At 65.6% G+C, this 24,417-nt stretch carries 26 protein-coding genes and 1 pseudogene; 11 read left to right on the top strand and 16 right to left on the bottom strand.

The genetic code is table 11. The features are described 5' to 3' along the window. Positions 1–84: 84 nt before the first annotated feature. Both IU450_RS38280 and IU450_RS38275 read left to right on the top strand, forming a co-directional pair. Entirely contained in the window at positions 85–885 is an 801-nt protein-coding gene (locus tag IU450_RS38280) for an SDR family NAD(P)-dependent oxidoreductase (RefSeq protein WP_195154600.1), read from the top strand. A gap of 42 nt (positions 886–927) precedes the next feature. Beyond that, the gene (locus tag IU450_RS38275) at positions 928–2,364 is read left to right on the top strand and encodes an FAD-dependent monooxygenase (protein ID WP_195154599.1); all 1,437 of its coding nucleotides are present in this window, start codon (positions 928–930) and stop codon (positions 2,362–2,364) included. A 92-nt stretch (positions 2,365–2,456) separates the two neighbouring features. Here IU450_RS38275 and IU450_RS38270 read toward each other — a convergent pair whose 3' ends face one another. Next, the gene (locus IU450_RS38270; protein WP_195154598.1) at positions 2,457–3,653 is read right to left on the bottom strand and encodes a L,D-transpeptidase; all 1,197 of its coding nucleotides are present in this window, start codon (positions 3,651–3,653) and stop codon (positions 2,457–2,459) included. A gap of 821 nt (positions 3,654–4,474) precedes the next feature. On the opposite strand from IU450_RS38270, the gene IU450_RS38265 reads away from it, so the two are divergent. Continuing rightward, positions 4,475–4,795 carry a hypothetical protein gene (locus IU450_RS38265; RefSeq protein ID WP_195154597.1) on the top strand — a complete coding sequence of 107 codons (321 nt, stop codon included), beginning with the start codon at positions 4,475–4,477 and terminating at the stop codon, positions 4,793–4,795. Between the two features lie 77 nt (positions 4,796–4,872). Here the strand turns inward: IU450_RS38265 and IU450_RS38260 are convergent, their stop codons facing one another. After that, positions 4,873–5,769 (bottom strand): DUF6492 family protein, encoded by an 897-nt coding sequence (locus IU450_RS38260; protein ID WP_195154596.1) that lies wholly within the window; start codon positions 5,767–5,769, stop codon positions 4,873–4,875. A gap of 475 nt (positions 5,770–6,244) precedes the next feature. Here IU450_RS38260 and IU450_RS38255 point away from each other — a divergent pair, with 475 nt between their 5' ends. Continuing rightward, the gene (locus IU450_RS38255) at positions 6,245–6,850 is read left to right on the top strand and encodes an ABC transporter ATP-binding protein (RefSeq protein ID WP_195154595.1); all 606 of its coding nucleotides are present in this window, start codon (positions 6,245–6,247) and stop codon (positions 6,848–6,850) included. Continuing rightward, positions 6,847–7,665, top strand: a complete 819-nt coding sequence (locus IU450_RS38250) for an ABC transporter permease (RefSeq protein WP_195154594.1) — start codon at positions 6,847–6,849, stop codon at positions 7,663–7,665. Before IU450_RS38255 ends, IU450_RS38250 begins: the two co-directional genes overlap by 4 nt. A 67-nt stretch (positions 7,666–7,732) precedes the next feature. Here IU450_RS38250 and IU450_RS38245 read toward each other — a convergent pair whose 3' ends face one another. The 8 genes from IU450_RS38245 to IU450_RS41170 form a co-directional block, all read right to left on the bottom strand. Then, positions 7,733–9,751, bottom strand: coding sequence for a polyprenyl synthetase family protein (locus tag IU450_RS38245; protein WP_324197976.1), 2,019 nt, complete (start codon positions 9,749–9,751; stop codon positions 7,733–7,735). 309 nt (positions 9,752–10,060) lie between these two features. Further along, on the bottom strand, positions 10,061–10,585 hold the full coding sequence (locus IU450_RS38240) for a CAP family protein (protein ID WP_195154593.1): 525 nt from the start codon (positions 10,583–10,585) through the stop codon (positions 10,061–10,063). 141 nt (positions 10,586–10,726) lie between these two features. Further along, positions 10,727–11,059 carry a hypothetical protein gene (locus IU450_RS38235; RefSeq protein WP_195154592.1) on the bottom strand — a complete coding sequence of 111 codons (333 nt, stop codon included), beginning with the start codon at positions 11,057–11,059 and terminating at the stop codon, positions 10,727–10,729. 243 nt (positions 11,060–11,302) lie between these two features. Beyond that, entirely contained in the window at positions 11,303–12,088 is a 786-nt protein-coding gene (locus IU450_RS38230) for a MerR family transcriptional regulator (protein WP_195154591.1), read from the bottom strand. Between the two features lie 119 nt (positions 12,089–12,207). Further along, positions 12,208–13,002: a CPBP family intramembrane glutamic endopeptidase gene (locus IU450_RS38225; protein WP_195154590.1), complete on the bottom strand. Its 795-nt coding sequence runs from the start codon at positions 13,000–13,002 to the stop codon at positions 12,208–12,210. Positions 13,003–13,033: 31 nt separating this feature from the next. Next, the gene (locus IU450_RS38220) at positions 13,034–14,593 is read right to left on the bottom strand and encodes a serine hydrolase domain-containing protein (protein ID WP_228835714.1); all 1,560 of its coding nucleotides are present in this window, start codon (positions 14,591–14,593) and stop codon (positions 13,034–13,036) included. 319 nt (positions 14,594–14,912) lie between these two features. Beyond that, complete coding sequence (locus IU450_RS41175; RefSeq protein ID WP_195154589.1) at positions 14,913–15,272, bottom strand: DoxX family protein; 360 nt, start codon at positions 15,270–15,272, stop codon at positions 14,913–14,915. Between the two features lie 176 nt (positions 15,273–15,448). Beyond that, complete coding sequence (locus IU450_RS41170; protein ID WP_324197975.1) at positions 15,449–16,087, bottom strand: TetR/AcrR family transcriptional regulator; 639 nt, start codon at positions 16,085–16,087, stop codon at positions 15,449–15,451. Between the two features lie 155 nt (positions 16,088–16,242). Here IU450_RS41170 and IU450_RS38205 point away from each other — a divergent pair, with 155 nt between their 5' ends. The 3 genes from IU450_RS38205 (at position 16,243) to IU450_RS38195 (ending at position 18,577) form a co-directional block, all read left to right on the top strand. Beyond that, complete coding sequence (locus tag IU450_RS38205; RefSeq protein ID WP_195154588.1) at positions 16,243–16,959, top strand: alpha/beta fold hydrolase; 717 nt, start codon at positions 16,243–16,245, stop codon at positions 16,957–16,959. A 21-nt stretch (positions 16,960–16,980) separates the two neighbouring features. Continuing rightward, entirely contained in the window at positions 16,981–17,925 is a 945-nt protein-coding gene (locus IU450_RS38200; protein WP_195154587.1) for an NADP-dependent oxidoreductase, read from the top strand. 376 nt (positions 17,926–18,301) lie between these two features. Beyond that, a complete protein-coding gene (locus IU450_RS38195) occupies positions 18,302–18,577 on the top strand; it encodes a hypothetical protein (RefSeq protein WP_195154586.1) in 276 nt (91 codons plus the stop codon). 248 nt (positions 18,578–18,825) lie between these two features. Here the strand turns inward: IU450_RS38195 and IU450_RS38190 are convergent, their stop codons facing one another. The 4 genes from IU450_RS38190 to IU450_RS38175 all read right to left on the bottom strand — a co-directional run bounded on the left by IU450_RS38190 (position 18,826) and on the right by IU450_RS38175 (position 21,680). Then, positions 18,826–19,128 (bottom strand): hypothetical protein, encoded by a 303-nt coding sequence (locus IU450_RS38190; protein ID WP_195154585.1) that lies wholly within the window; start codon positions 19,126–19,128, stop codon positions 18,826–18,828. Between the two features lie 425 nt (positions 19,129–19,553). Next, entirely contained in the window at positions 19,554–20,360 is an 807-nt protein-coding gene (locus tag IU450_RS38185; protein ID WP_195154584.1) for an LLM class flavin-dependent oxidoreductase, read from the bottom strand. Between the two features lie 176 nt (positions 20,361–20,536). After that, positions 20,537–21,088: a dihydrofolate reductase family protein gene (locus IU450_RS38180; RefSeq protein WP_195154583.1), complete on the bottom strand. Its 552-nt coding sequence runs from the start codon at positions 21,086–21,088 to the stop codon at positions 20,537–20,539. A gap of 172 nt (positions 21,089–21,260) precedes the next feature. Then, on the bottom strand, positions 21,261–21,680 hold the full coding sequence (locus IU450_RS38175) for a DUF6924 domain-containing protein (protein WP_195154582.1): 420 nt from the start codon (positions 21,678–21,680) through the stop codon (positions 21,261–21,263). Positions 21,681–21,991: 311 nt separating this feature from the next. On the opposite strand from IU450_RS38175, the gene IU450_RS38170 reads away from it, so the two are divergent. Both IU450_RS38170 and IU450_RS38165 read left to right on the top strand, forming a co-directional pair. Further along, complete coding sequence (locus tag IU450_RS38170) at positions 21,992–22,408, top strand: VOC family protein (RefSeq protein ID WP_195154581.1); 417 nt, start codon at positions 21,992–21,994, stop codon at positions 22,406–22,408. Positions 22,409–22,549: 141 nt separating this feature from the next. Next, the gene (locus IU450_RS38165; protein WP_228835713.1) at positions 22,550–23,224 is read left to right on the top strand and encodes a hypothetical protein; all 675 of its coding nucleotides are present in this window, start codon (positions 22,550–22,552) and stop codon (positions 23,222–23,224) included. Between the two features lie 251 nt (positions 23,225–23,475). Here the strand turns inward: IU450_RS38165 and IU450_RS38160 are convergent, their stop codons facing one another. Beyond that, positions 23,476–23,826, bottom strand: a complete 351-nt coding sequence (locus IU450_RS38160) for a DoxX family protein (protein WP_195154580.1) — start codon at positions 23,824–23,826, stop codon at positions 23,476–23,478. Positions 23,827–23,917: 91 nt separating this feature from the next. Here IU450_RS38160 and IU450_RS38155 point away from each other — a divergent pair, with 91 nt between their 5' ends. Beyond that, the gene (locus IU450_RS38155; RefSeq protein ID WP_195154579.1) at positions 23,918–24,289 is read left to right on the top strand and encodes a winged helix-turn-helix transcriptional regulator; all 372 of its coding nucleotides are present in this window, start codon (positions 23,918–23,920) and stop codon (positions 24,287–24,289) included. Here IU450_RS38155 and IU450_RS38150 read toward each other — a convergent pair. Further along, positions 24,286–24,417 (bottom strand): annotated as a pseudogene (locus tag IU450_RS38150) (IS481 family transposase); the annotation flags it as partial. The gene IU450_RS38155 and the pseudogene IU450_RS38150 overlap by 4 nt on opposite strands.

The following is a 24,417-nucleotide window of genomic DNA, read 5'->3' as shown; positions in this document are numbered from 1 at the left end:
TGCCCTCACCGGGTGGCGCCGAAGTCCCTTCCACCTCGATCGAGCCGATCGTCGACGTCGCCGACGGTGCGAAAGGAACCGATCATGTCCCCTGTGGAACTGGCCTCCGCCAGAGTGCTGCTCACCGGCGCCACCGGTGGTCTCGGCCACGCGGTGGCGCGTGAGCTCGCCTCCCGCGGTGCCGATCTCGTGCTGACCGGCCGCCGCGCCGATGCGTTGTGCGCGCTCGCCGCCGAACTGGACGCAGCCGTGATTCCCGCCGATCTCTCGAATCCCGAGGACGTGTCGCGACTACTGGGCCAGGCCGGACCGGTGGATGTTCTCATCGCCAACGCCGGTCTACCGGCAGGCGGTCATATTCTCGATTTCTCCGCCGCTGATCTCGACCGTGTCCTCGATGTCAATCTGCGGGCGCCGATGTTGCTCGCCCGCGCGCTGGCCGAGCAGATGACTACGCGGCGAGCAGGCCACATCGTCTTCATGGGGTCGGTCGCCGGCCTGCTGCCCGCACCGCGGGTCAGCTTGTACAACGCGACCAAATTCGGCCTGCGCGGCTTCGCGCTGGCCCTGCGGCACGATCTTCGCGACGCCGGGATCGGCGTGTCCATCGTCGAACCCGGATTCGTCCGTGACGCCGGAATGTTCGCCGACAGCGGCAGCCGAGTCCCACCGGGAATGCGCACGACCACACCACAGCAGGTTTCCCACGCTGTCATCCGAGCAATTCGCGACGACATCGACGAAATCGTCGTCGCCCCAATCGAAACACGCCTACTGGCGACGATCGGATGCATCGCCCCGGCGCTCGTCGCACCGATACACCACCTCATCGATTCCGAACGCCTCGGCACCGAACTCGGCAGCCGATTTCACCACGAGCCCTGAACCTCTACCACCTTGTGCTGACTTGTGAGGAAGGAGGCCGGCGTGAGGCATCGCCAGGTCGTTGTAGTCGGCGCGGGCCCGGTCGGGCTGTGGTTGGCCGCGGAACTGCGCTTGGGCGGCGTCGAAGTGCTGGTGTTGGAGGCGCGTACAGAGCCGGACCCGAATTCCAAAGCGCTGGCCATCCATCCGCGCACCCTCGAGATGCTGGCGTCCCGAGCCCTCGTGCACCGATTCCTCGCTGAAGGGAGCCGGATCCCGAGCGGACACTTCGCCGCGTTGGACACTCGGCTGGACTTCCGGCTACTGGACACTTCGTACCAATTCACGCTGTCACTGCCGCAGATACGGACCGAACAACTCTTGGAAGCGCACGCGCGTGCGGCCGGAGCCGAAATCAGGCGCGGGCAGCGCGTATCCGGATTGACCGTGCGGGACGAGTCGATCACCGTGCATGTCGATCAGAAGGCCGACATCGAGGCCGAATGGGTCGTGGGATGTGACGGGGTCCGCAGCACCGTCCGGCAGGCCGCGGGCATCGCCTATCCAGGCGACGAGTCGACCATGCTGGGTTGGCTCGGCGACGTCGAACTCGCCGACCCACCGCCCGAGCCTGTCCGCACCGGATGGACCGAGTCGGGCCTGCTGATGACCGTGCGGCTACCCAGCGGCTCTTACCGGCTGATCGGTATCACTCCCCAGGATCTGCGGACCGACTGGCCCGGCGCCCTCACACTCGACGAGTTGCGCGCGAAGACCATCGCACTCGCCGGGACGGACTGGGCAATGCACTCGCCGAAGTGGTTGTCGCGCTTCGGCAATGCCGCCCGGCAAGCCGAACGCTACCGAACCGGCAGGGTGTTGCTCGCCGGTGACGCGGCACACCAGCACATGCCGGCCGGTGGAGTCGGAATGAACCTCGGCCTCGCGGACGCGATGAACCTCGGCTGGAAGCTTGCCGCCACCGCGTCAGGGCGAGCGCCCGAAGGCTTGCTCGATAGCTACCACAGCGAGCGACATCCCGTCGGTTCCCGAGCGCTGCTCAGCACACAAGCCCAGGCAGCACTGATGACCGCCTTCTCACCGGACGGCAGGCAGTTGCGCGCCCTGATGTCCGCGATGATCGCCGACCGACCGGAATTCGCGCGCGCGCTCGGCGAACAACTATCCGGACTGTCGGTGGCCTACCCGTCCGCACCCGGCACGCACCACCTCACCGGCCACCATGCTCCCGACCTGCCGCTCACCGACGGTCGCACGCTGTTCACCACCCTCACCGACGCACGTCACGTACTGCTCGATCTGACCGGCGCCCTGCAGCCGGTCGCGAATCTGCCGCTCGCGCGCGCAGTACCGATCCAGGACCGGCCGGAGTGGGCAGGAGCGACAGCCGCGCTCGTCCGACCGGACGGATACTTGGCCTGGGTCGGCTGCCACAACACCGGCCTCGCGACCGCCCTGTCCACCGCAGGGCTCGCCTAGTATTGCGACGGGTACGCCCAGTGGATGCGCATCACCATCGTCATTGCAGTGGCAGGTTCTGGAATCAGATCAGCCTCTCCTCCCCGTTCGTGTCATGTGGGGGCGCCACCGCGAAGCCAGTCGGTCCACGGGATGCTCCAATCGCCGTTCTGCCAGATATCGAGGGTGTCGCCGCCGGTGTTGCGGACTTCGACCACGTCACCGGGGATGACGAAGTCGTAGAACCATGCGGCGTCGGCGGGGGAGAGGTTCAGGCAGCCGTGTGAGACGTTGGTGTTGCCTTGGGCCCACATGCTTGCGGCCAATGCGTGCACGAAAATTCCGTCGTGGCTGATGCGGACCGCATGGTTGATGCTCGTGCGGTAGCCGAGCGCCGAGTTGGTGGGCAGGCCGTAGCTGGCGGAGTCCATGATCACCGGGTCTTGCCGGTCCAGCACGGTGTAGATTCCCGGCCGAGTCCAGAACGACATGACTCTGCCGCCGACGACCGCCGTGCCGCCCATGCCCATTGATGTAGGCATGGTGCGCACTAGATTTCCGTTGTCGAAGACGTCGATCTGTTTGGAATCGTCGTCGGCGATCGCGACGTGCGCGGGACCGATGATCACCGAAACCCGTTGGTCACGCATGCCGTAGCGGCCTCCGCCGAGCGCGCGGCCGAAGAGTTCGGCCGCGATCGTGATCTTGGTTCCCGGTGCGTGATAGTGCTCCGGTCGCCAGTGTGCGTTGTGATCATCGAGCCAGTACCAGGCACCGGCGACGGCAGGCTGGGTGGTGACCTTCAGGTGGCGTTCCACGGCTGCTCGATCCACGGGCTCGTCGAAATGGGCGACGAGCACGAAACCGACTCCGTAGGTGTCGTTTTCGGCCAGCTCGACGAGATTGGCGGAGCGCAGGGAGACGTCGATGAGCTGTTGCGGTCGCAGCGTGGTGCAGGTTGTCGTCGCGGTGACATCGCCGGTTTCGCCGTGAGCCACAGCTTTCGCGGTGTAGGTGTGCCCGTAACCGAGTGGTTCGGCGCTGGTCCAGCTTCGCTGATCGGGCGCCGATGCGCCCGGCAGCGATCTGCCCGTTTCATCGATCCATTCGACCGACCGCAGCGTCCCGTCGGTGACGGTGATCGTGCCGAGGCTGCGCGCTTCGACATCGTGGGCGCCGGGTGAAGGATCGAATCGGATGGTGGCGGCTGCGGGTGGCGGCGCGGGTTCTCGCGCCCACCCCCATCCGGCCAGGGCGAGACCACCCGCACCGGCGAAGCCGACGAGCAGCCGACGACGTCCCAATGCCACCGTCTATCTCCCTTCTCCCGGGTGCTGGGCCGACCTCCGTCCGTCAGCATGCGGCAGCTACGCCCCGCCGAGACACTGACGACCAGCATCTCCACCGATCCGCCGCACAACCGATACCGATCCTCGATCGGTCCGGGTTCGCCTGAGGCGGTCGGCGGTGGTCTGCGAAGCCACCCCCTGCCGTGGGCCGAGACGTCGTCGACCTGCTGGAAGAAACCCCTGAATGTGGAGAAAGACTCGCGCCAGAGATCCACAGGATCCCGCCCGAGCTGGACGACGTAGTCGGACACCTGCCCGAACAAACCGTTCGAGACGCGTCCAGCAGGTCGAATCCCGACCACACCAGTCCGGCAAACCACCTACCGGCGGTGGATTCACTCGTTCTGGACAAATTCTGCGATACCGCCGAGCGCAACCTCGAGTCCGCCACACCATCACACGCAAGTTCAGAGAAGTAGCCCGTCCGGCGGGGTGAGCGGGTTTCGCATCATCGAGATCAGCGCCGACGGTGACGAGACCGTGGCCTTGCCGGGCTCCATGGAGTGCCCCCGTCGTCGGATCGAGTCGTCACCGACGGGCCGACACCAAGGACTGCCCGGCTGCTCCGCCAGTGGGGCCGAAAAAGGATCGGTCCTACGACACCACAGGTGCCGGCATCGAGCTCACCAGCTCGTGATCGACTGACCGCCGGTACGCCCGTTCACAACTGGCACTGCGTGCCAAATCCGTTGCAGCAAGCTCGATTTCGCCATGCCGAGAGGAGTGGTGGGGCAGACTGGATCTCTGAAAGGAACCACTGGCACAACGCATGGGAGACGCGAATGACTGAGCAGAGCAGCGCGATCACCGAAGTTGAGCAGGCAGCACGGCGCGAGGCGGAAGCGATCGCCACGAACATCTTGACCTTCGCGTTCTCGCCGCAGGCGGCGGAGGGGTCCGAGGGGCCCGAGGGGTCGGAAGGGTACGACGGCCCGTTTCCCAACAATCCCGCCGTGAAGGGCCACCCGGAGGTCCAGGCGGCTCTGATGGATCTGGTCCGGAAGGGGACTTTGGGCCGACTCTTCGGCCTCTGCTGGGGCCATGCCAACGAGCGGGATGGCGGCCTTCTGGCGGCTCTGCGGCAATTGGGCTACAAGGTCTGACTTGGCAGGATTCTCCAAGATACGCAGGCAGCCCCGGGCGCGAACCCGGGGCTGCGCTGTGCTGGGAGGGGCACACTTCACCCACGACCTGGGGTTCGCCCCAGACGCTCGGCGCGGCCCAGGGATGGAGTCGCGGGGGTGATGTGGAGGGCGCCTTGGTTGAGGTCGAGCATGAGCGCTCCAGGGATTGCTTGCAGCTTGCTACGTAGCTGGTCGGGGATGTAGTCCATGGTGGCGATTCGGTCGCGGTAATTGAGGAAACTGTGGCATCCGATCGCCTTTACTCCCGGTCGGCGGATGCCGGCGACAGCGTCGGTCAGTGTCCACAAAGCGTTTTCGGCGGGCTGGATGATGTCGATGGCATCGAGGTGCCGTGACCGGATCTGTTCAGCAAAGAAGTTCGCTGCGAAGTGGCGGTAGAGCACATACTCCGAAGCGCCGGTCCATTTCCCGTGTTCTATCGTCGCCAGGAACGCCTCCCAGAACGGTCGCTCGTGCTGCTCCTCGACTCGGCGCCTCAGATCCGCGAGGATTTGCCGGTCGAACACCATGTGATGCTGCATCCCGCTGTAGGGGTCGACCGGCCGCCACTCGGCAAGTAGCCGGGTCGCGGCGATGATCGCGGAGTGGCGGTCGGGGATCGCGTGCTTGCGGGTGTCGAGGCGCCATTGCAGCGGGTATCCGGGTGCCAGACAGGATCTACCGTCGTTTTCGACGAACACGACGTCATCGACCAGCGCGTAGTCCGCATCGAGCACCAGGAGGTGGCGGACCGTACTCGGCAGGATGTGGAAGCAGTTCAGTTTGACCAGCTGCTGGAAATACCAGGACGAATTGTGGTGATGGCCGCCCACTGTGCGCAGGGTCGCCTCGATGGCGGCCGGTGTCGGCGAGACCGCTTCCTCATCGATCCACTGCACCACGTGCTCGGTGCGCACCTGTTCGAGCAGTCGCGCGGACCCGACGATATTCACCGAGCGGATCGGATTACGGCAGTGTGCCCTCAGCCCGGTGATACAGGCGTCGAGGCTGGGTAGGTCCTTAGCTGCTACCGGGATCATGACGTCGATTGCCGGCAGGCGCGCAGTGTCGGTGGCCACGTTCACCCTCCCGTAGGCTGGTCGGCGCCGGTAACCATAGCCAGGGTTCGTGGCTCGGAAAGCGTCGGACCCTTAGCATTTCATCACTGGCAGTCAGTGAGTGCCGTTCCTGTACCTGGGCACGCTTCGATGAAGACGCCGCGGCCCGTTCCCGCTGCGCGACAGGCGGTTGGACGACCAGACCGGCGGTGGTGCGCTGCCGCTGTGGCGCGCGAAGGCGCCCTCGGTGGCTCTGCCGGAGTCAGTGCGTGGTCGAATCGGCCTTCCCGGCACGGGTTTTCGTCGTTGATCGGTAGCATGCGAACGGCTGCCGGGCCATCACGTCGGCGGCAGGCAGGCAGGGGCGAGCATGGATGTGGAGGACGTTCACCACTCGTATGGCAGGCGGTCGGTGCTTCGTGGCATCGACTTCGTGTTGCCTGCGGGGGCGCTGGTGGGAATCGTCGGTGAGAACGGGGTTGGCAAGTCCACGTTGTTGAAGGTTCTTTCCGGAGGGCTGCGACCGGACCGGGGGGTGGTCCGCCACCGTGGGAGATTCGGCTACTGTCCGCAACAGGTGGTCCTCAACGACGCGTTCACGGTTCGTCAGCACCTGGAGTTCTTCGCCGCGGCCTATGCGATCCCGGACTTGCGGCAGGCCGAGGAGACCATGGAAATCTTACGTTTTTCCGAGTATGCCGGTGAGCGGGTCTCGACGCTGAGCGGCGGCACGCGGCAGAAGCTCAACCTGACGCTGGCGGTGATGCACGATCCGCAGGTTCTGCTGCTGGACGAGCCGTACCAGGGTTTCGACTGGGAGACGTATCTGCGTTTCTGGGATCTGGTCGCGGAGTTCCGTGACACCGGTCGGTCGGTTCTGGTCGTCTCGCATCTGGCCCACGACACCGACAAGCTGGATCAGGTGTGGCGGTTGCACGACGGCGTCCTACAAGTCGGACAGGAGAAGGCCCGATGAGCGGCGGTGCGCGGCTGTTCGTGATCGCCACCCGTTACGGCCTCATCGAGCATGCTCGTAACCGGTTCGCCATGCTGTTGGTGGCTGTCTTCGTCCCCATATTGATCACTCTGGTGCGCGTGGCCGTCACCGACGTCGAGGTACCGTTCCGGCTCCGGGACACCGGTCTGGTTCTGCGCGCCAATGGCAATGAACTGGCCCAGATCAGCGCCGCCCTGATGGCGGCCTCACTGATCATCGGGTTCATGATGTTCGCGGCGACTTTCAGCAGCGGAGCATTCGACCGGCGTCTGTCGATGGCCGGTTTTCCCCGAGTTGCGCTGGCTCTGGCGAAGATCGCCTGCCTGGTGGTGGCCTCCATGGTGGTCTGCGTGTACGCCACCGCGGTTATCTGCTGCTACTGGTCGCCGCGGCAGCCTGTCCTGCTCGCTGCGGCGCTCTTCTGCGCGGCGCTGACCTACGGGGCCCTGGGTGTCGCCCTCGGCGCGCTGCTGCGCCGCGAGGTGGAGGGGATGTTCGCCATCGCGATGATCAGCTGCTTCGACATGGCCGTACAGAACCCCATCGCCAGCGCCGGGGCGGACAGCGAACTCGTGCGCTGGCTGCCCTCCTACGGGGCGATGCAGGCTTCGACCGCGGCCGGTTTCTCCGACACCACGCCGCTCGGAGGCTTTGCCGTGCAACTAGCCTGGTTCACCGCGAGCGCGCTCGTCGGACTGGTCGCTTTCCATCTGCGCACCCGCTCGTCTCTTCGACCCATGATGTGGATCCGCGTCCCTGGACCGACGAGGCCCCGGCAGTCGGCGAAGAACTGAGGGAGTGTCCCGCGCGTTCACCACGGTGAATCGCGCGGGCCACGTCTCGCCTTGCCGACTGCGCGACTTACGGCGTGGCGGGAGCCGGTTCGGTAGCCGGGTAGTAGTAGACCTCACGTCGCAAGTGTTCCAAGTCCGGCGCCGCGGAAACCGCGGGACCGGAATTCTGCTCGTACCGCTCGCTCTCCCGCGCCCAGAGCCCGACGCGGGTCATGTTCATGTATATCTCCGCGTAGTCCTTACCCTTGCCCGACAGTCCTGGAAGCACGCGCAGGAGGGCGGGGACGTAGCGGATCAGCGCCTCGAGCTGGGCGCGCTGATCCGCCACCTGGCGCTGCACCTGCTCCACGGCTTCGCTGCGGGTGCAGCCGGTCTCGTGATGGACCGCCCGTACCAGGTTGTAGGGGACTTGGTCGGCCTCGTCCTGATCCAACCCCGCCAGGTCGTTCTCCACGAAGGTCACCCAGAATGCGAGCTCCTCGAGACGGCGGATCACGGGGTGGTTGCGCAGCTGCGACGGCAGTTCCCGGCCTTGGTGCACCTCCATGCAGGCGAGGGCGGTGTCGATCCCACTGGTCGACATCCGCAGCGGCAGGTAGTCGGCCGTGGGCGGGATGTAGCCGTTGATGCGATGGTGCGCTTCGCGTTCGCAGGCTTCGCACCAGTCCTCGAGGCCGTCGAGGAACTGCTCCTGCCAGCGGGCGCTGCGGCCCTCGCGCAGGCGCGGCCACAAACTCGCCCACGCCGTCGGGATCGCACCTGGCCTCCACGGTTTCTCCGGGTCCTGGCGCAGTGTTGCCACCATGCCCCGCCTCAGTGCGGTGATGGCCGCGGGATCGGTCAGCTGCGGATCCTCGAACAGGTCGTCCCACGCGAGGAGCAGCACGGCCATGCGGTAGGCGGTCTGTTCAACGGCCGGATTCACTGCTGGGGCCCAGCGCCGCGGGATCCGGATCGCTCCTATCCACCGGTGGTAGTCGGCCTCGTCCGGGGAGACGACGAACCCGGTGTCCACCATCCAGCTCCGCAATGATTGCGCGACCTGCGGCGGGAGCGCATCGCTGTGCGCCTCAGGTGGCTGTGTCGACTGCTGATGAACCGCGGGGCCAGGAGTTCGCCGGTCGAGTACGGACCCGGCGTAGGCGGTCATCGCGGCGCGGGTGCGCGGGTCCACGGGCAGGGCGGCGAGCTGACCGGCGGCCTGGTCGAGGAACTCATCGGCTTTCGCTCGTGCTTCGTCCACGGCGCCGGAGGCGATGACGAGCTCGCGCGCATGTGCAGCTTGCTCACGCGTCATCGCTCTGCGCAGCAGGCGGGCGAGGTCGTCGTCGCGGGCAACGGCGCGGATCACGGGAAGGGTGTAGATGCCCTCGGGCAGATCCGTGTTGACGGGCTTGCCGGTTTCCTCGGCGGTCGAGGTGAGATCGAGGATGTCGTCATACAGCTGGTATGCCAGCCCGAAGTGTCGGCCGAACGACGCCAACGCCTCTTCCTCATCCTCGGAACGGCCGGCCTGCATCGCCCCCACCCGGCAGGCCAGCGACAGCACCGCCGCGGTTTTGCCGTCGATCGCGTCCAGGTAGGACTGCTCGCTGCGAGAGGCTACGTAGAGGTCGGCGGCCTCGATCACCATCCCCGCGCACATCTGCTCGCCCGCGATCGCCCCCGCGAGAACTTCACGCTGACCGAGTTCGGCCAGCGTGCGCACGCTCGTGAGTATCACGGAGTCACCACCCAATACAGCCATATGGGAACCCCACACCGCGTTGGCACTGGGACGGCCTCGCCGCTCGTACGCGTGATCGACGACGTCGTCGTGGTAAAGCGAGCCCAGATGCAGCAACTCGACGGCAGCGGCTGCGCGCACAACCCGGTCGTCGGCCGGGACCGCGGGATCGGTGAGCAGGTAGTACGACAACAACGTCAAAGTGGGGCGCACCAGGCGACGGGAGGTGTCGGCCCCGTCGTCGGTGAGCGCGGTCAGCTCGGGCCTGCCCTGCATCTGCACGGGTCCGAGAACGTCACGGACGCGGTCCAGGTCCCCCTCCAGATGTGGGAAGACAGCCGAATCAATTTCACGTTGCACGCGCGCACTCCTGACTGTTACACCGGTCGCCTACTACACCAACGAACAACCGCAATTTGACACCACAATCACGCGGAAGATGTTGGTATCGGCTAATTTTGATGCGATCGCGCGATCGACGTCGGCGCCGTGGGGCGGCGCGCGCACCAGCTGCACTGGTGGTCACCGGCAGCGGCGAGTTGGACGCGGGGAGTTGGTCAGAGACAGGCCCTCCCGGCGGCACGGTAGTCCGAGGCCATGACCGCCGAGAACTGGCGTCGCCGGCGGCTGGGCCGAAAACGCTGCCGCGCCCCGCCCTGGGCCGGACGGCTATCCGCGCTGCACGTTCTCCCGGAAGTACTGGTTGTTGTTGCCCATCATGTTGCCGGGCGGGTTGTACTGGGCGACGACGTACTGCCCGCCTCTTCCGCCGGTGTTGCAGGCGACCCCGACCCCGAGCTTGGTGCTGGCCTTCCAGACCACCTGCGTGAAATGCCCTGTCTGCATGGAGAACCCGGTCGGTGTGTCGAAATTGTAGTCCTTGATCTCGTCGTACCACGCTTTCGTCGCCGAGAAGCCGGTGTGCCGGCCACCCCACATGGCAGCGAGGTTCTCGCCGTTGCCCGAGCCCTTCGAATGCTCGAAATTCTGCGTGGCGGCGAGGTTTTCGGCCCACTTCTGGGCCGAAGCCGACACCGCCGGATCGAGCACCATTCTCGGCGAGCCGTGTTTTGCGCGGTACTGGTTGTGGGCGTTGAGCATGTCCCCGGCGAACGACGCCCCGCCACACGAGGAGTCCACTCCGGCGGTGGCCTCACCCGCCCCGCCGAGGGCGGCGGCCATCAGCACAGCCACACAAGCCGACAAAAACCGTGTACGACGCATACCGATCTCCCGAGTGAGTAGGCGAGACGAGCAGGAAGCCAACGACGAAGCAGCGGACGACCGGTAAATCCGGCAGGGCGCCGAGACGTGCGCCGATCAACCTACCGCTGCTTATTCTGCGATGTTTCGAATCGCCGCCAGCGCGTCGTTGACCTCCTCTTCGTAAATCCCCGTTCGGTAGCGCGCTTCCTGGCTGCCCAGAAACTGAAAGGTGAGGTCCAACAGGCGCGGCCACACGTCGGCGTTGGATGTCGGCAGGGGCCGCACGAAGTCACCGGTCGAGTCGGCCGCCTCCTCGTTGGATGTGGAGCGGCTCGTCGATGCTGGATCGTCCCCCACGCCTTCGGCGGCGACCACTCTCACTCGCGCGTCCGGGTCCAGTTGGCGGGGCACGGAGCGGACGAGTCGCTGCAGGCAGTCCTGAACTTCGGCGTTCCAGCCCAAGGGAATCAGGAGATCTTCCCGGACATTCGCGGGTCGACATCGACGCCGAACTCACCCAGCTCGGTCCCACCGGTTACCGGCCGCTGCGGGTTCGCGAGACAGTGTTCTGATCCGCGCCCCGACCCGGACATGGTGCTGATCGTGGACGGCTCGCCGGTGTGACGCCGTGCAGTCGCTCCAGCGGTGTCTCGAGGTGCAAGGCCCCGACCGGTCGCCGAGTCGAAGGAACGGAGCACGGCGCGGTCAGTGGGAGTCCGGTCTGGGGATATGAATGCCGGCAGCGCGGAGCTTGGTCTCGAGAACCGCGGCCGCCCGCGTCGTGGCCGATGTCTGCTCTTCGCCGTGGTGGGCGATCAGTGTGTACCGGGTCGCGGCCTCGGTGCGGGCTTGTAGGGCGGTCACGATTTTCAGGTGGGCGGGGTTGGCGAGGTAGTGGTCGGCCATGGCGGTGGCGAGCTCGGCGATGCGCGGGTCGTCCGGTTCCCAGGCCGCAGCCTCGGCGGCGCGTTTGATCAAGGCGACGTACCGGGAGTCGTCGAGTGCGTGCTCGACATGAGTGATGTAGTCGTCGAAGCCTTCCGGGACCAAGGCCTTGGCCAGCACCCAGCCCTCCCGGGCGGTCGCCACCTCGTCCGCGGGGAAGCCGAGGCCGGCCATCCGCTCCAGCAGTGCTACCGCGCGGTCGCCCAGGAGCGCGCGGTCGCCATCGGCCAGCCGGTCCAGCGTGTCACGCCGCGCGATCAAATCCTCGATCCGTTCGGTGAGCTGCCGTCCGACGTCGGCGAGCGCGGCAGCGAACTGCGTGGCGTCGGCGTCGAGCAGGGGCCCGATCTCGGCCAGCGGCACCCCGGCGGCGGCCAGTGTCCGGACCTGCACCAGCCGCAACAGATCGCCCGATCCGTACCGCCGGAAACCGGAGCTGTCACGTACCGGCTCTGCGACCAGGCCGAGCTTGTGGTAGTGCCGCACCGTCTTCACCGTGACGCCGACGAATGCCGCCGCCTGCCCGATCGTGACTCCGTTCCTCATCTGCTCAGCCTGCCTTGTCCTCGAGCCCGGCGACCGTGCACACCCCGGCCTGACGGGACTCCCACCTCAACGGCCATCCGATACGACGGCGCCGCACACACCGCAGCCAACACGCGCCACTAGATGAGTTCTAGCGCAACGGCAATGGTGCCGATCGTCGCCACGATCGAGGTCACGCCGACGTGCATCCCGATCGACAGCCGAATGTCCTTGTTCCGCCAAGCGAACCAGTACCCCGGGAACGTGAAGATCACTCGCGACACGAACACCCACGGCGACCAGAAGTGGTACAGCGCGAACAAGACCGTGCTGACCACCGGCGCCCATCCGCCCAGGTGGTCGATGCGGGGCAGCAGGAAACCGCGGAAGTACAGCTCCTCGATGAGCGGCAGGGAGATTCCGGTCAGCGGCAGGCAGACGACCATCGTGGTGAGCACGATCGAGTGCGGGTATTCATCGAGGTCGAGATAGGTGTTGTTGCCGCTGCCGCCGGTGTCCGCGTACGGGAGCCATGTGAAGAAGTTTTCGAAGGAGAAGTTGTTCACCGGTGCCAGTGCGAACCCCAGCACCATCATCCACACGATGAGCGCGATGACCATCGCCACCAGCTTTCCGCGCGGGACCGGCTTGTCGGTGTATTGCAGCACGCCGCGCAGCGAGAAGCAGCCGTTGTGCTTGCGGCCCAGCCACAGCAGCCCCCACAGGACCGGTATCAGAACCAGGCACAGAGCGATCGCCCAGCCCGCGAAGGCCGGATAACCGATGTCCTCGACGACTGGTTCGCCGATCAACAGGTAGACGACGACGATCAGAGCGCCGGGGACAAGATGTAACACGACCGACAGCGGCAGGGAGTGCCTGCCCAGCAGCCGCTCGACTATCCCGTTCTGTGGTGTGTCTTCGAAGGCGTGCATGACAAGTGTTCCTCGTGGCCCGATTCGCCTGCTACTGACGCGGATCGGCCTGCGCGCCGCCGAATACCTCGGCGAGGAGCCGTTGCTGGGCGTTCTGGAATGGCACCGCCACAGACATTGCGGAGTCGTCCACGCAGGTCAGCGAGGCGGTCATGGTCTTACCGCCGTCGGGGGTGCTGTACATCAGCGTCGCGTAGCCCGCATGGCCGCCGTTATGAGTGATGACGATGCCGCCGTCCGAACCCAGATCCCGCACGAATACCCCCAGGCCGTAGTCCATGGTCGGGATGCCCGTCGGATGCGGCGTGCACATCTCGGCCAGCAGCTCGGCCGGAAGGACTTTGCCACTCAGCAGCGCCGAGATGAACGTGGCCAGGTCCCGGGTGGTCGAGATCATGTCACCGCCGCAGGGATTCCAGGATGGGTTGTGGCGGGTCACATCGACGGTCCTCTCCTCGCCGTCCTCCTCGTACCGGTAGTAGGCGTGGGCGTGCGGCTCGGGGATCTCCGGCGAGGTTTCCGGCACCACGGTGCCCGAAAGCCCGAGCGGTCCCAGGATCAGTCGCTGCATCTCCTCGGCGAACGAGCGGCCGGTGACCTTCTCGATCAGCAGCCGGGCCAGCACATAGTTGGTGTTGGAATAACTCCACTTCGTCCCCGGCTCGAACCGCGCCGGCTTGGACAGCGCCAGCTCCACCAACTCCTGCGGCCGGTAGGTCTTGAACCGGTCCTCCACCCACTCCTTACCCAAGGGGGTACCCGGCGCGGGGATCCCCGGCACCACCGTCCCGTCCTCGTAAAGCTCGCCGGTGAAGTTGAACACCCCGCTCGTGTGCTGCAACAGCATCCGCACCGTGATCCGCTCGTCCAGCCCGAACTCGGACAGATACTCGGCCGCCGGGGTGTCCAGCCCGATCTTGCCCTCGGCCACCAGCTGCAGCACCAGGGCCGCAGTGAATGTCTTGGTATTGCTGGCGATCCGGACGTGCCCATCGATCGGCGGCTTCGCCGTCCCGCCCAACTCGGCCACCCCGGCACTGCCGACCCACTCGCCCCGCTCGTCGCGCACGCGCAGCGACACCCCGACGAAACCGGAATCGGCGATCTCATCGATCGCCTTCTGCAGTTCCGGTCGATCTTGTCCGGCAGCGACATTCGGTACAACGGCCTCGCCTGAGGTGCCCGCCCTGGTGGCGTCGAGGGCGGCGGTGATCTTGCGGGCCATCTCGGCTGTCGCGGGGCTGGACTGACCCGGTTGGGCCTGGGCTGCTTCGATGGCGACGAGGACGGTGTTGCGGAAGTGGCCGGCCTCGGCCGGATCCTGCTGCTCGAGCAGGCTCATGGCTGCGGCCAGGGCCGGCAGCACCTGGTCGGCGAGTTCGGCCACCGACTTGCCTGTCAGGTCGATGTCTCTTGATTTCGCGGCGAGTACGTGCCCGACGGGCCCGGTCGCGGTGTACAGGGCGGTGGAGCCGTCGGTGGCGATCTTGTGGGGCTTGCCGGCGGCACCGGCGGCGGCGATCAGCGACACGGCGCCGTACGCGGCAGTCCGCAGAGCGCTCTTGTCCTGGTCGGAAAGGGTGATCGACATGGTGGTTTCGCTCCATCGAATCTGTTGTGTCCGGTCGGCGTCGTGCCGCTGCGACGAGCCTCCACCCTGACCTAAGGTCAACTACAACTATGATCTAGAGCACAGTTGACGGGTTGAAGTGCCGGATCCTCTCTATCTCGCGTGACGACAAAGCCATCGCCATTGCTCCCGTCATCGGCTGTCACCGGCAAGGGGAACTCATGATCGACGAGCAGGCAGTACAGAGGGTGCAGAGCACGCGCGACGGCGCGATACTGCAACGACACTCGGTTCGATAGCCTGCTGAGTGACTGTGAATCCCGTTGCGGCGTCGACGCGCTCAGGTACCGTACGACAGAACTGCGGCGCCGATGCAGATGAGCAGCATGATGGTGGCGTTGAGAAAAAGATTACGTCCGAAGTCTTCGGCTACGACATGCATGCCTATGGCGATCACGAAGTAGGCGATCAGGGCAGCGCACGTCAGTGCCGTCAGGTAGGGGATCCATAGTCCTCCGATCAGTCCGGCTGCGGCACTGAACTTGATCGGGGACATCATCCACCAGTACCGCCGTGGCCATTGGACGTCCTCGAAGCATTCGGCGATGAATTTCGCCGGCTTGATGCACATCAGCGCGTCGCCGAACTGGATGAAAGCGAGTATGACAACCGGCCACACCGGCTCCGGGAATTCGAACACAGCGGCCTCCTGGCTCACCACATTTGTAGGGATCGGATTACGTATCGGAGACGAGACAGCAGGACGCCGCGTGACTGTGTTGTGGAACACATCGTCTGCACGCCTCCGCGTCGAGGAGGCCGGAAAGGTCGAGATCCCTGGCGGCACCGATTCGGCTCGCCGCCTGCGATGTTCGGTTATTCCAAGAAGGTCGGGCTGGTTGCTATGGCGACCAATCGCGTTGCGATCATGCGGCGAGCCTGCTCGTAGTGAGACGGATCGTCGAACAGTAGTGCGTCCTGGCCGGCCGTGCGTGCGATGGCATCCAGCTCGAACGCGAGGTCTGCGGGATCGACGCGGGCGTCGATTTCTCCGAGTGCGACAGCTTCGGAGGCGGCGGTCTGGTAGAGCCGCAGCCAGTCCCGTCGGGCCGCGGCGATGGCATCGCGCACCCGCCCTGGCCGTGCATCGAACTCCGAGACCGTCGACAGGAAGAAGCAGCCGCCGCTGAAAACCGGCTTCGCCGCATAATCGAGCCACGACTCCGCCAGTGCCCGCACTCGCCGTATTCCGGCCGGTGCGCGCCGTGCGGGCTTCACGACATGCGAGGTGAACACCTCCACCGCAGCGCGCACTGTCGCGACCTGCAGTTCCTCTTTCGAGCCGAACTGCGCGAACACCCCACTCTTGCTCAGATCGAGCTCGGTGGACAGCCGCCGCACCGACAGGCTCTCCAGTCCTTCGACCGAGGCGATGTCCATCGCCCGATCCAAGATCGCACGGCGCGAAAGCTCACCGCGACGCACCCGGCCGTCGACCCTTCCGTCACTCGCCACGCGCACCACCTTTCGATAGGCGCAAGCATACTACATGGACGTGCGTCCTATTTTAGTCCACGCTGCTAACAGCACCTTCTCGCGAATAGGAAGAGTGTTGACACTGAATCCCCAGCAAAGTAATAGTACAGTCGTCCACTTATATGGAGGATTCGATGACCGGAACATCACTGACCTTCGTCTTGGCCCACGGTGCCTGGTACGGCGCATGGGCTTGGGACAAGGTCGCCGAGCCCCTGCGGCACACCGGGCATACCGTGTACGCCCCCACACTGACCGGCCTCGGTGACCGCGCCGAACAGCTCACTCCCGACGTCGGGCTGTCCACCCATGTGGCCGACGTCGTCGAACTGCTGCGCGAACGCGACCTCGCCGAGGTGGTTCTGGTGGGACACAGTTATGCCGGATTCGTCGCTCGCGCCGCGGCCGATGCCGAGCCGCAACGGATTCGACAACTGATCCTGGTCGACGCGTGGGTCGGCGCCGACGGCGAATCGATGTTCGATCGTGCGCCGCAATGGTTCACCGAGGCCATGTCGACATTCGCGCGACGCGACGGCCGGCGCATCCCGCCGCCGGCTCCCGAACAGTTCGGCGTCCATGATCCGGACGAAGTCGCCTGGCTGCGCGCCCGACTGTCTGCCCAGCCCCTGCGCAGCTTCGTGGAACCGACCCGCCTCACCGGAAGCGTCGATCACATCGACACCCACGCGATCACCATGACACCGGGCAACGGCATGCCGTTCACCGAGTGGGCGCGCGCATTCGGTTGGCCAGTAACCCATATTGCTTCAGGTCACGACGTGATGACCACCGCCCCAACAGAACTCGTAGGCGAGCTTTTGGCCGCTGCCGAATCCACCGACAGCTGATCCGATCGAGAAGGCAAGACAATGCGTGCTATCCAACAGCGCCACTGGGGCGGCCCGGAAGTCATGGAACTGGTCGACACGGCTGAACCAGAACCCCAGTTCACCGAAGTCCTTGTGCGAGTCGTCGCCGCGGGCGTCAATCCCGTGGACGCCTACACCCGCCGAGGCGACGCCTACAACCGCGTACTCGCACTCCCGTTCATCAACGGATGGGACGTGGCCGGCGTAGTCGAGCAGGTGGGGTATGGCGTCACCCGCTTCCGGCCGGGGGACCGCGTCTTCGGAATGCTGCACTTCCCGCGTGCGGCCGGAGCGTACGCAGAGTACGTCACGGCACCGTCGCGCCAGTTCGCGCGAATCCCCGACGGGATCGATTTCATCCATGCGGCCGCACTTCCGCTAGCGGCCCTGTCAGCGTGGCAAATGCTGGTCGAGGTCGGTGCGGTGAGGGCCGGTCACCGAGTGCTGGTCTCGGCGGCCGCCGGTGGCGTCGGGCATCTCGCGGTACAGATCGCGAAATCGTTCGGCGCCTACGTCATCGGCACCGCCCAGCGGTCCAAGCACGAGTTCGTGCGCGCCCAGGGCGCCGACGAGGTCATCGATTACACCACCACCGACGTTCCGGCGACGGTCCGCGACATCGACATTGTCATTCAAATGTTCGGCGGCGAGCCCGCTCTGCGAACCCTCGAAACCTTGGTGCCCGGCGGCATCCTCGTCAACAGCCAAGCCGCGTGGACACCCGGCATGCACAAGCGAGCAACACAGCTCGGCGTACGCGCCAGCGGATTCCTGGTGGAACCGGACCGCGCGAACTTGGAAGCGATCGCAGACCTAGCCGCAAAGCACGAACTCGCGGCACACATCGAAACGGTATTTCCGTTGGAACGCGCAGCCGACGCGCACCGCTCGATCGAACTACACCGAACCACCGGAAAGATCGTCCTCACCGTCACCGACGCATGAGCGGAACCGTCACCGGCCCACGAAACAACATCTATGCCGATGGCAGCTCGGCGACACTCAGTTCGATCAGTTGAATGCCCGATTTCACCTGCATGCCGATAACCGATCCTCGCCACTCCGGTCTTGTCACCCGGCAGCAAACACCGCACGAGCGGGACTCGCCGTGCCCACGCACCGGCGAGGTCGTATTTGTCGATGGCTTCCAACCGTCGGGGTGACCGGAACCGCAGCCCACCTTGGTGGGATCGAACCACGTTGAGGGTGGGTTGTCGCGCACCCTGGGTGTCCTTTCGATGTGGTCCGGCGTCGATGAGGCTTGACCGCGTCACCACGACAGCGGGACCGCCCCGTCACACGACACGAAGGAGCACTTCACATGACGAGCAACCAGCGCTCGACCCGCCGCGCCCACCGGTTCGCACGCGCCGTGGCGATCGCCGCGGCACCCGCCCTGCTGGGCGTGGGCCTGGTAACGGCCGGCGTCGCCCAAGCCGAACAGGACCCCAACCTGCCGACTTGTCGCTGGCCCAATCTGGTGTGCGGTCCGCAGACCAATCTGACCCCCGGTGGCCAGACCAATTTGACCCCGGGTGGCCAGACCAACCTCACCCCTGGCGGCCCCCACCGGCCTCACTCCAGGCTGAACGACTAGTAGGTCCGTCTCATGACCACGGTGCCGGCGTGCGGCCCCGCCACACTTGGCGGGGCCGCACTGATGTCTGGTCACCGCCCCGCGACACAACCCGAACCCAGGCGATTCACGCCATTCGCGAATCATGACAGGGCGACGCTACGAGCATGCTGCGGCAATCTCGCAAGGCCAGACTTCCCTAGCCTCGGGCGAGCGAGCGGGCCTCGCCGCAATCGACAAGGCTCATTCGCCCACCAGCCGATCACCTATCACATCGGCGCCGCTTCGCACTCCCTGCCCATCACGTCGGGAAGGTCAGCCCATCCCGACGAGCAGCTCACGATCTCGCCACCGTTCACCCGAAACGGCTGCGTGATCTCTCCGCTCATCGGTGCACCATTCTCCGCGGTGCATTCAATGGCGGTCACCCTGCCCTCCCACACTGGTGAATGAGATGAGCAGTTGTAGGTCCACATCTCCTGCGCGGAGGCACTCGGGGGACAGAACAACAGTGCCGCCGCGGCGGCGAAGAACGGGGGAAGACCCATACGTACGAGGCGTGTGGCTTTCATGACGATCTCCTTGTCCTGGTTCCGTGCGGTCTGAATCGGTAACCGTCTCGGACGAGCCGCCCGAGTGGTAGCGAGTAGAAACTGCGTGGTTCCTCAGGAGAGAACGTGCACACTGCGGGAGGAACGATACGCGGAGGGGGCCAAACCCCGCTGCGGAATACCGACTGCTGTGACCACTCGGAGATGGCGGCCACGCACCCCAGACCGCCCCGGCTTCAACCTCCGGTGAACCCGAAGGTTCTCCTTCGATCACGCGCACCACGAGCGCACGAAGTGTGGACAAGGGGCGGTAGGTGCAGCGGCGATCTGTTCGGAAATGCTGCGGGCAGCGTCGGTCGCCCGCGACGGCGCACGCTGGGTGATCAGCGGCCGGTAGCGGTCGTGCACCGGCCCCGTCCGGAACATTCACGGATCCTCGCTGTCTACTACCGTCCGGCGAGCTCGGCGACGACCGGAGCGAACCTTTCGGCGAAGTCGGCGCCGAAGACGAAATAGGAGAAGCCGATCTCTTCCCGTCGCCGCTGGATTTCCTCGGCGGCGGCCGCCGGATCATCCGGAAGTACGGTCAGTGCGTCCGCCGCGCGAAGCGCAGCAGGGTCGGTGGCGGGGTGCGCCATGTGCGGCGCGACGGTGTCACCGATAACCGGCACGGCGAGCGCGAGCTCGACGTTTCCGATGGTGCGGAAGTCGCGTGCCAGCCGCTCGACTTCGCCCCTAGGCTGATCCCCCAGCGCGAAGGTGACCGTGTCCGCGACCTCGGCCGCCAACGCCCGGGCCTTCGGACCGAGTACGGCCATGGCCACGGGCGTGTGACGGTCGGGTCCGTCGAGATCTCGCAGCGTCCTGACGGTCTCGCGTACCTGTGCCAGCCGCTCGTTCGGCGGCGGTACGCCGGGCAGTCCCTTGTCACGGATCTCGTCCTCGATTCCCGGTCTGCCGGTGCCGATCCCCATCTCGAAGCGACCGTCGGTCAGGAGCGACAGCGAGTGCGCTTCCCACGCAGTCAGCCAGGCCGGGCGTAGCGGAGAGGCGTACACCCACGTGCCCACGCGCAGGTCGGTCAGGGCCGCGACGGTGGCCAGCATGGGACCGGGCGCTGGTTGCATCTGCGGGAAGTCGGGCACCAGCAGCGTCGAGTAGCCGCTGTCGGCGATGCGGCGCACGCGATCTCGCCAGGTCGGCAGGTCGGTTCTGAGCGGGGCAACGACCCCGAATCGAAACGGTCTCGTCATGTCTGGACTCCTGTCCCTCGGTGTATCCAGAGGTACCGACGACGGATCCACCCGAGATTCATCGCTGCAGCCGAGATCGTGTACACGGGGTGGATCGACTCGGCGGGTGGTGGGGCATGATTCGGCTGCCGCGCGACGGTCGCGCTCGGCCGAGGCTGCTGGGGTTGAACGGACGCTCAGTCGGCGCGATAGCGCAGCATCACCGCGGTGTTGAAGTGCCTCGTCTCGGCCAATCGAAGCTGGACGCGCTTGTCCAGCGACGGAAAGAGCGGTGTGCCGCCACCGAGCACCACGGGCAAGAAGAACAGCTGGTACTCATCGATAAGCCCGTGCGGCATCAGCGAGGCCGCGAGGTTCGCGCCACCGACCTCCATGACGCCATCGCCTCCAGACTTGAGCTTGCGGACTTCCTCGACCGCGTTCTCACTGACCAGGGTGCTGTTCCAGTGGACCTCGGTGAGCGTCCGGGAGAAGACGACCTTGGGCTTCTCCGTCCAGAGCCTGCCGAACTCACGCTCGATGCGCGGCGCGTCCTCGGGCACGTGCGGCCAGTACTCGGCCATCAACTCGTACAGCCGGCGGCCGTGCAGCGAGACCTCGATCTCGCGGTAGCGGTCGTTGTGGAACTGGTGCAGCTCATCGTCCGGGTTGGTCCAGTCGATGCCGCCGTCGCGGTCGTTGATGTAGCCGTCCAGGGACACGCTGAACCCGTAGATCAGTTTCCTCATGACGGTGTAGACCTCCCACGCGCTCGAAACTCATCGGTGCTCACCGGACCTCACCAGGCGTAAAGCCATATCCGGTTGATTTTCCGCGATCATTTCTTTCGCCGCCGGTCGGCTACCCCGTCATCCGAGCCGGATTCGGTGGTCAGGGCGCTATCGAGAGTGGTGTCCGTGCCTACCGGTTGAAGCCGCGGAATACCCCGTCATCGTCGACGTTGTCAGCGAAGTCGCCGAAGTCCATGTTGGAGAGGAGGAAGTTGACCTCGACCTCGGCTATCGCGCTCGGCGCGATCCGGAACACCGGGTAGCCGCCGCGGCCGTCCTCGTCGCTGGTGTCGACCGCCAGGATCGGGTGCTCGGAGTCGGTCATCGTGGTGGCGTCGGCGAGGAACACGTAGGTCTGGCCGTCGACCAGCTCGACCAGTTCATCGAGTGTCAGCCTGTCGAAGGCCGCATCATCGATGGGCGTCAGTTCCGTCATTGTGTCTTCGCCGTAGGACGCGAATACCGCCGCGAGGGTCTGGGCCCACGCCGCGTCGTCGGTGAAGTCGGTACGCAGCAGAAGTGATTCGCCCTCGGGCAGAGACCGTGCCATGAGGAGGATTGTGCACCACGACAGCTGAACACTGCGCAGGCCACCGCGATTCCGACTCCGCTGTCCGAGCCCTTCCATCCGTGGCGCAGTTGGTCCACGGGACTCCGCACCTCCGCGAACTGGTCGGATACAAGACGCGATCGCCACGCCGCGACCTGACCACCGGCGAACTCGGACGACTCGCCTACGCATCGGCGCGGTCCTGGCATGGGCATCGGCGCTCCAGCGTCGCAGTAGATGCGCGAGATTCCCCGCGGCCGAGTGACCGGGTCACCTCAACGAAGCCGGGTGATCATGACAGGATCTCGATCATGCCGATCTCCACCAGTTCGTTCGACCATGCCCGCTTGACAGTGACCGATATCGCCAGATCCCGGGCTTTCTATGACGCCGTCTTCGGATGGCCGATCGCTTGGGAGTGTCCCGCGGACGCGGACGAAGCCACCCGTGCGCGATTCGGGTTCCTCTTCGGCGGTGTGATCTACCAGATGGGGGACGCGCTGCTCGGACTTCGACCTGTCGCCAGTGACGAGTTCGACGAAGATCGAGTAGGACTCGACCACCTCGCCTTCGCCCTCGCCACTCGGTCGGATCTCGATTCGGCGGCTGCCTTGCTCGACGAACTCGGCATCGCGCACGCGGGGGTGAAAGACCTCGGTCCCATGTACATTCTGGAATTCCGCGACCCGGACAACATCGCGCTGGAATTGGTCGTACGCAAGCAGTAATCGTCCCTTTCGCCCTTCGATTCCGGCAGTCGCCGCAACGCTGTCGGCGCTGCTGGACCGCTGAGTTCAGCTCCGCGGATCTCGCCACCACTCCTTGCGGCAGCGGCGACGTCATTCCAATCCTTTTGCCGTGGAACGTTTTTGATTGCCGATCAGATGAGGGCCACTCGGCGTCCCGCTGGCTCGGGTACGGGCGTCGGTCCTTGGTGGCAGGATGCGGGTGTGGGTGACTATTTCGAACGAATCATCGACCTCGATGTAGCCTCGGCCGACGCGAGCATGCCGGCCGAGCGCATGGTGGACTGGATGGTGTCGCGGCGATGGCTGCTTCGGGAGACTTCGCGCGACGCGATGTACAGCCTCCAGGTCGACGAAGGTTATGTGCCAGGCCCGGACTGGCCGCAGATCACCCAGGAATGGGGCGCCGACTGGATCCCGGGTCCCGTCGCCGTCATCGTCGGCCGCCACGACCACTATCCCGGACAGGGCGGCATAGAACCGGCCTCCGCCGTATGCCCACGCTGCCGGGCCACCACCGTGATCATCGACTACCCGCAACAATGGGAAGCCGATCTCGACGTATGGCAGCCGTTCTCGGACGCGATCGACGCTTGGAAACAAACAGGCACCGGCGCAGCAATCTGCCCCTCCTGCACAGCACCGAGCCCCATCACCAGCTGGGAATGGGCAGACGGCTTCGCCCTCGGCGCCCTCGCGTTCGACTTCTGGGGTTGGCCGCCTCTCACCGAGGACTTCATCATCGAATTCGCCGCCCGACTCGGGCACCGAATCGAACACCACACTGGCAAGTTCTGACCGAAGCTGCCAGCAAACAGCTGAGCGTCGCGCTGCGACAACCGAACTCGACAACCGAACTCGGCACCGAGCGGGACGCCGTCGCACGATCGCCGAGATCGTGCGCGACGTCGATATCACCCGGCAAAGCGCCCGCAATAGCCGCCACCAGATGCGCCGACCACGGGTTCCGCCGTTCACAGCGATGCCGCGGGTATCTACGGCGCGCCGAAGGCCCGTCAGTTACGTCGACGCCCTGAGCAGACAGGTGGTCAAAGGGCACCGACACGCAAGCCGATGAGAACAGCGGCCACGATCGCGAGGGCTGCGGCGGGGGGAGCGCCCTTGATGTCGCCGACGCGCACATGCGCGGCAACCGCGCCGATGAAGTAGAGCGTCAAGCATATGGCAGCAGCGATACCCAACGGTCCCCACCAAACTCCGATGATGAGGCCACCCGCTCCGGCGATCTGAGCGACGCCCAAAAATGGCAGCAGGGTGAACGACAATTCGAGAGTCGACATCTGCTGGACCATCCGTGGTGGCCGTGTGAATTTTGCGCCGGCCGAGACCACGAGCACTACCGACATGACCATGGTGATGACGACGTAGGTGATGAACATTGCGATCCTCCACTGGTTGACGGGCAGTGCGGTGCACTGCATGCCGTCGACGCTAGGGAGCTGTCAGGTACCAAAAGGTACCCTTCGGGCCATGAGTCTCCGCGCCGGAACCGTCTTCCTTGCCGACTGCCCCGCCAGGTCGGCCATTGAGCTCATCTCCGGCAAATGGACTGTGGTGACACTGTTTGCGCTGAGCGAAGGCCCGCAGCGGCACAGCGAGCTCGTCGAACTGATCGGTGGGGTCTCGCGCAAGGTGCTGACACAGACGTTGCGCCGACTTCAAGAACACGGCCTCGTGGAGCGGCGAGTGTATGCAGAAGCGCCGCCACGCGTCGAGTACGGCTTGACCGAACTCGGGGACACGCTTCGGGGGCCGATCGAAGCCCTGACGACGTGGGCGCGAGCAAACGGCGCCTCGATCGCCACTTTCCGCGAATCGACTGAAGCGTCGGGTAAGCACTAGATGTATGAGGCCTGGACGTTGGTGACGCCGGTGTGGAGGCGGCTGGCTGGTGGCTGGTTTCCGGCGGTGGAGTGTGGTCGATGGTAGTTGTAGTGGATGTTCCAGACGCTGAGCGCGTGGGTGCGTTG

Origin of the sequence: Nocardia abscessus (genome assembly GCF_015477775.1) — a bacterium.
Classification (GTDB): Bacteria; Actinomycetota; Actinomycetes; order Mycobacteriales; family Mycobacteriaceae; genus Nocardia; species Nocardia abscessus_A.
The sequence above is the reverse complement of the archived record's forward strand: the minus strand, read 5'-3'. Positions and strand labels throughout refer to the sequence as shown.

Excerpts from the sequence above, each read along its gene's own strand:
- IU450_RS38185 (WP_195154584.1), bottom strand. The coding sequence starts at position 20,360 with ATGACGAGACCGTTTCGATTCGGGGTCGTTGCCCCGCTCAGAACCGAC.
- IU450_RS38180 (WP_195154583.1), bottom strand. The coding sequence starts at position 21,088 with ATGAGGAAACTGATCTACGGGTTCAGCGTGTCCCTGGACGGCTACATC.
- IU450_RS38190 (WP_195154585.1), bottom strand. The coding sequence starts at position 19,128 with ATGAAAGCCACACGCCTCGTACGTATGGGTCTTCCCCCGTTCTTCGCC.
- IU450_RS38175 (WP_195154582.1), bottom strand. The coding sequence starts at position 21,680 with ATGGCACGGTCTCTGCCCGAGGGCGAATCACTTCTGCTGCGTACCGAC.
- IU450_RS38205 (WP_195154588.1), top strand. The coding sequence starts at position 16,243 with ATGACCGGAACATCACTGACCTTCGTCTTGGCCCACGGTGCCTGGTAC.
- IU450_RS38220 (WP_228835714.1), bottom strand. The coding sequence starts at position 14,593 with ATGTCGATCACCCTTTCCGACCAGGACAAGAGCGCTCTGCGGACTGCC.
- IU450_RS38200 (WP_195154587.1), top strand. The coding sequence starts at position 16,981 with ATGCGTGCTATCCAACAGCGCCACTGGGGCGGCCCGGAAGTCATGGAA.
- IU450_RS38170 (WP_195154581.1), top strand. The coding sequence starts at position 21,992 with ATGCCGATCTCCACCAGTTCGTTCGACCATGCCCGCTTGACAGTGACC.
- IU450_RS38265 (WP_195154597.1), top strand. The coding sequence starts at position 4,475 with ATGACTGAGCAGAGCAGCGCGATCACCGAAGTTGAGCAGGCAGCACGG.
- IU450_RS38155 (WP_195154579.1), top strand. The coding sequence starts at position 23,918 with ATGAGTCTCCGCGCCGGAACCGTCTTCCTTGCCGACTGCCCCGCCAGG.
- IU450_RS38280 (WP_195154600.1), top strand. The coding sequence starts at position 85 with ATGTCCCCTGTGGAACTGGCCTCCGCCAGAGTGCTGCTCACCGGCGCC.
- IU450_RS38250 (WP_195154594.1), top strand. The coding sequence starts at position 6,847 with ATGAGCGGCGGTGCGCGGCTGTTCGTGATCGCCACCCGTTACGGCCTC.
- IU450_RS38225 (WP_195154590.1), bottom strand. The coding sequence starts at position 13,002 with ATGCACGCCTTCGAAGACACACCACAGAACGGGATAGTCGAGCGGCTG.
- IU450_RS38255 (WP_195154595.1), top strand. The coding sequence starts at position 6,245 with ATGGATGTGGAGGACGTTCACCACTCGTATGGCAGGCGGTCGGTGCTT.
- IU450_RS38160 (WP_195154580.1), bottom strand. The coding sequence starts at position 23,826 with ATGTTCATCACCTACGTCGTCATCACCATGGTCATGTCGGTAGTGCTC.
- IU450_RS38195 (WP_195154586.1), top strand. The coding sequence starts at position 18,302 with ATGACGAGCAACCAGCGCTCGACCCGCCGCGCCCACCGGTTCGCACGC.
- IU450_RS38230 (WP_195154591.1), bottom strand. The coding sequence starts at position 12,088 with ATGAGGAACGGAGTCACGATCGGGCAGGCGGCGGCATTCGTCGGCGTC.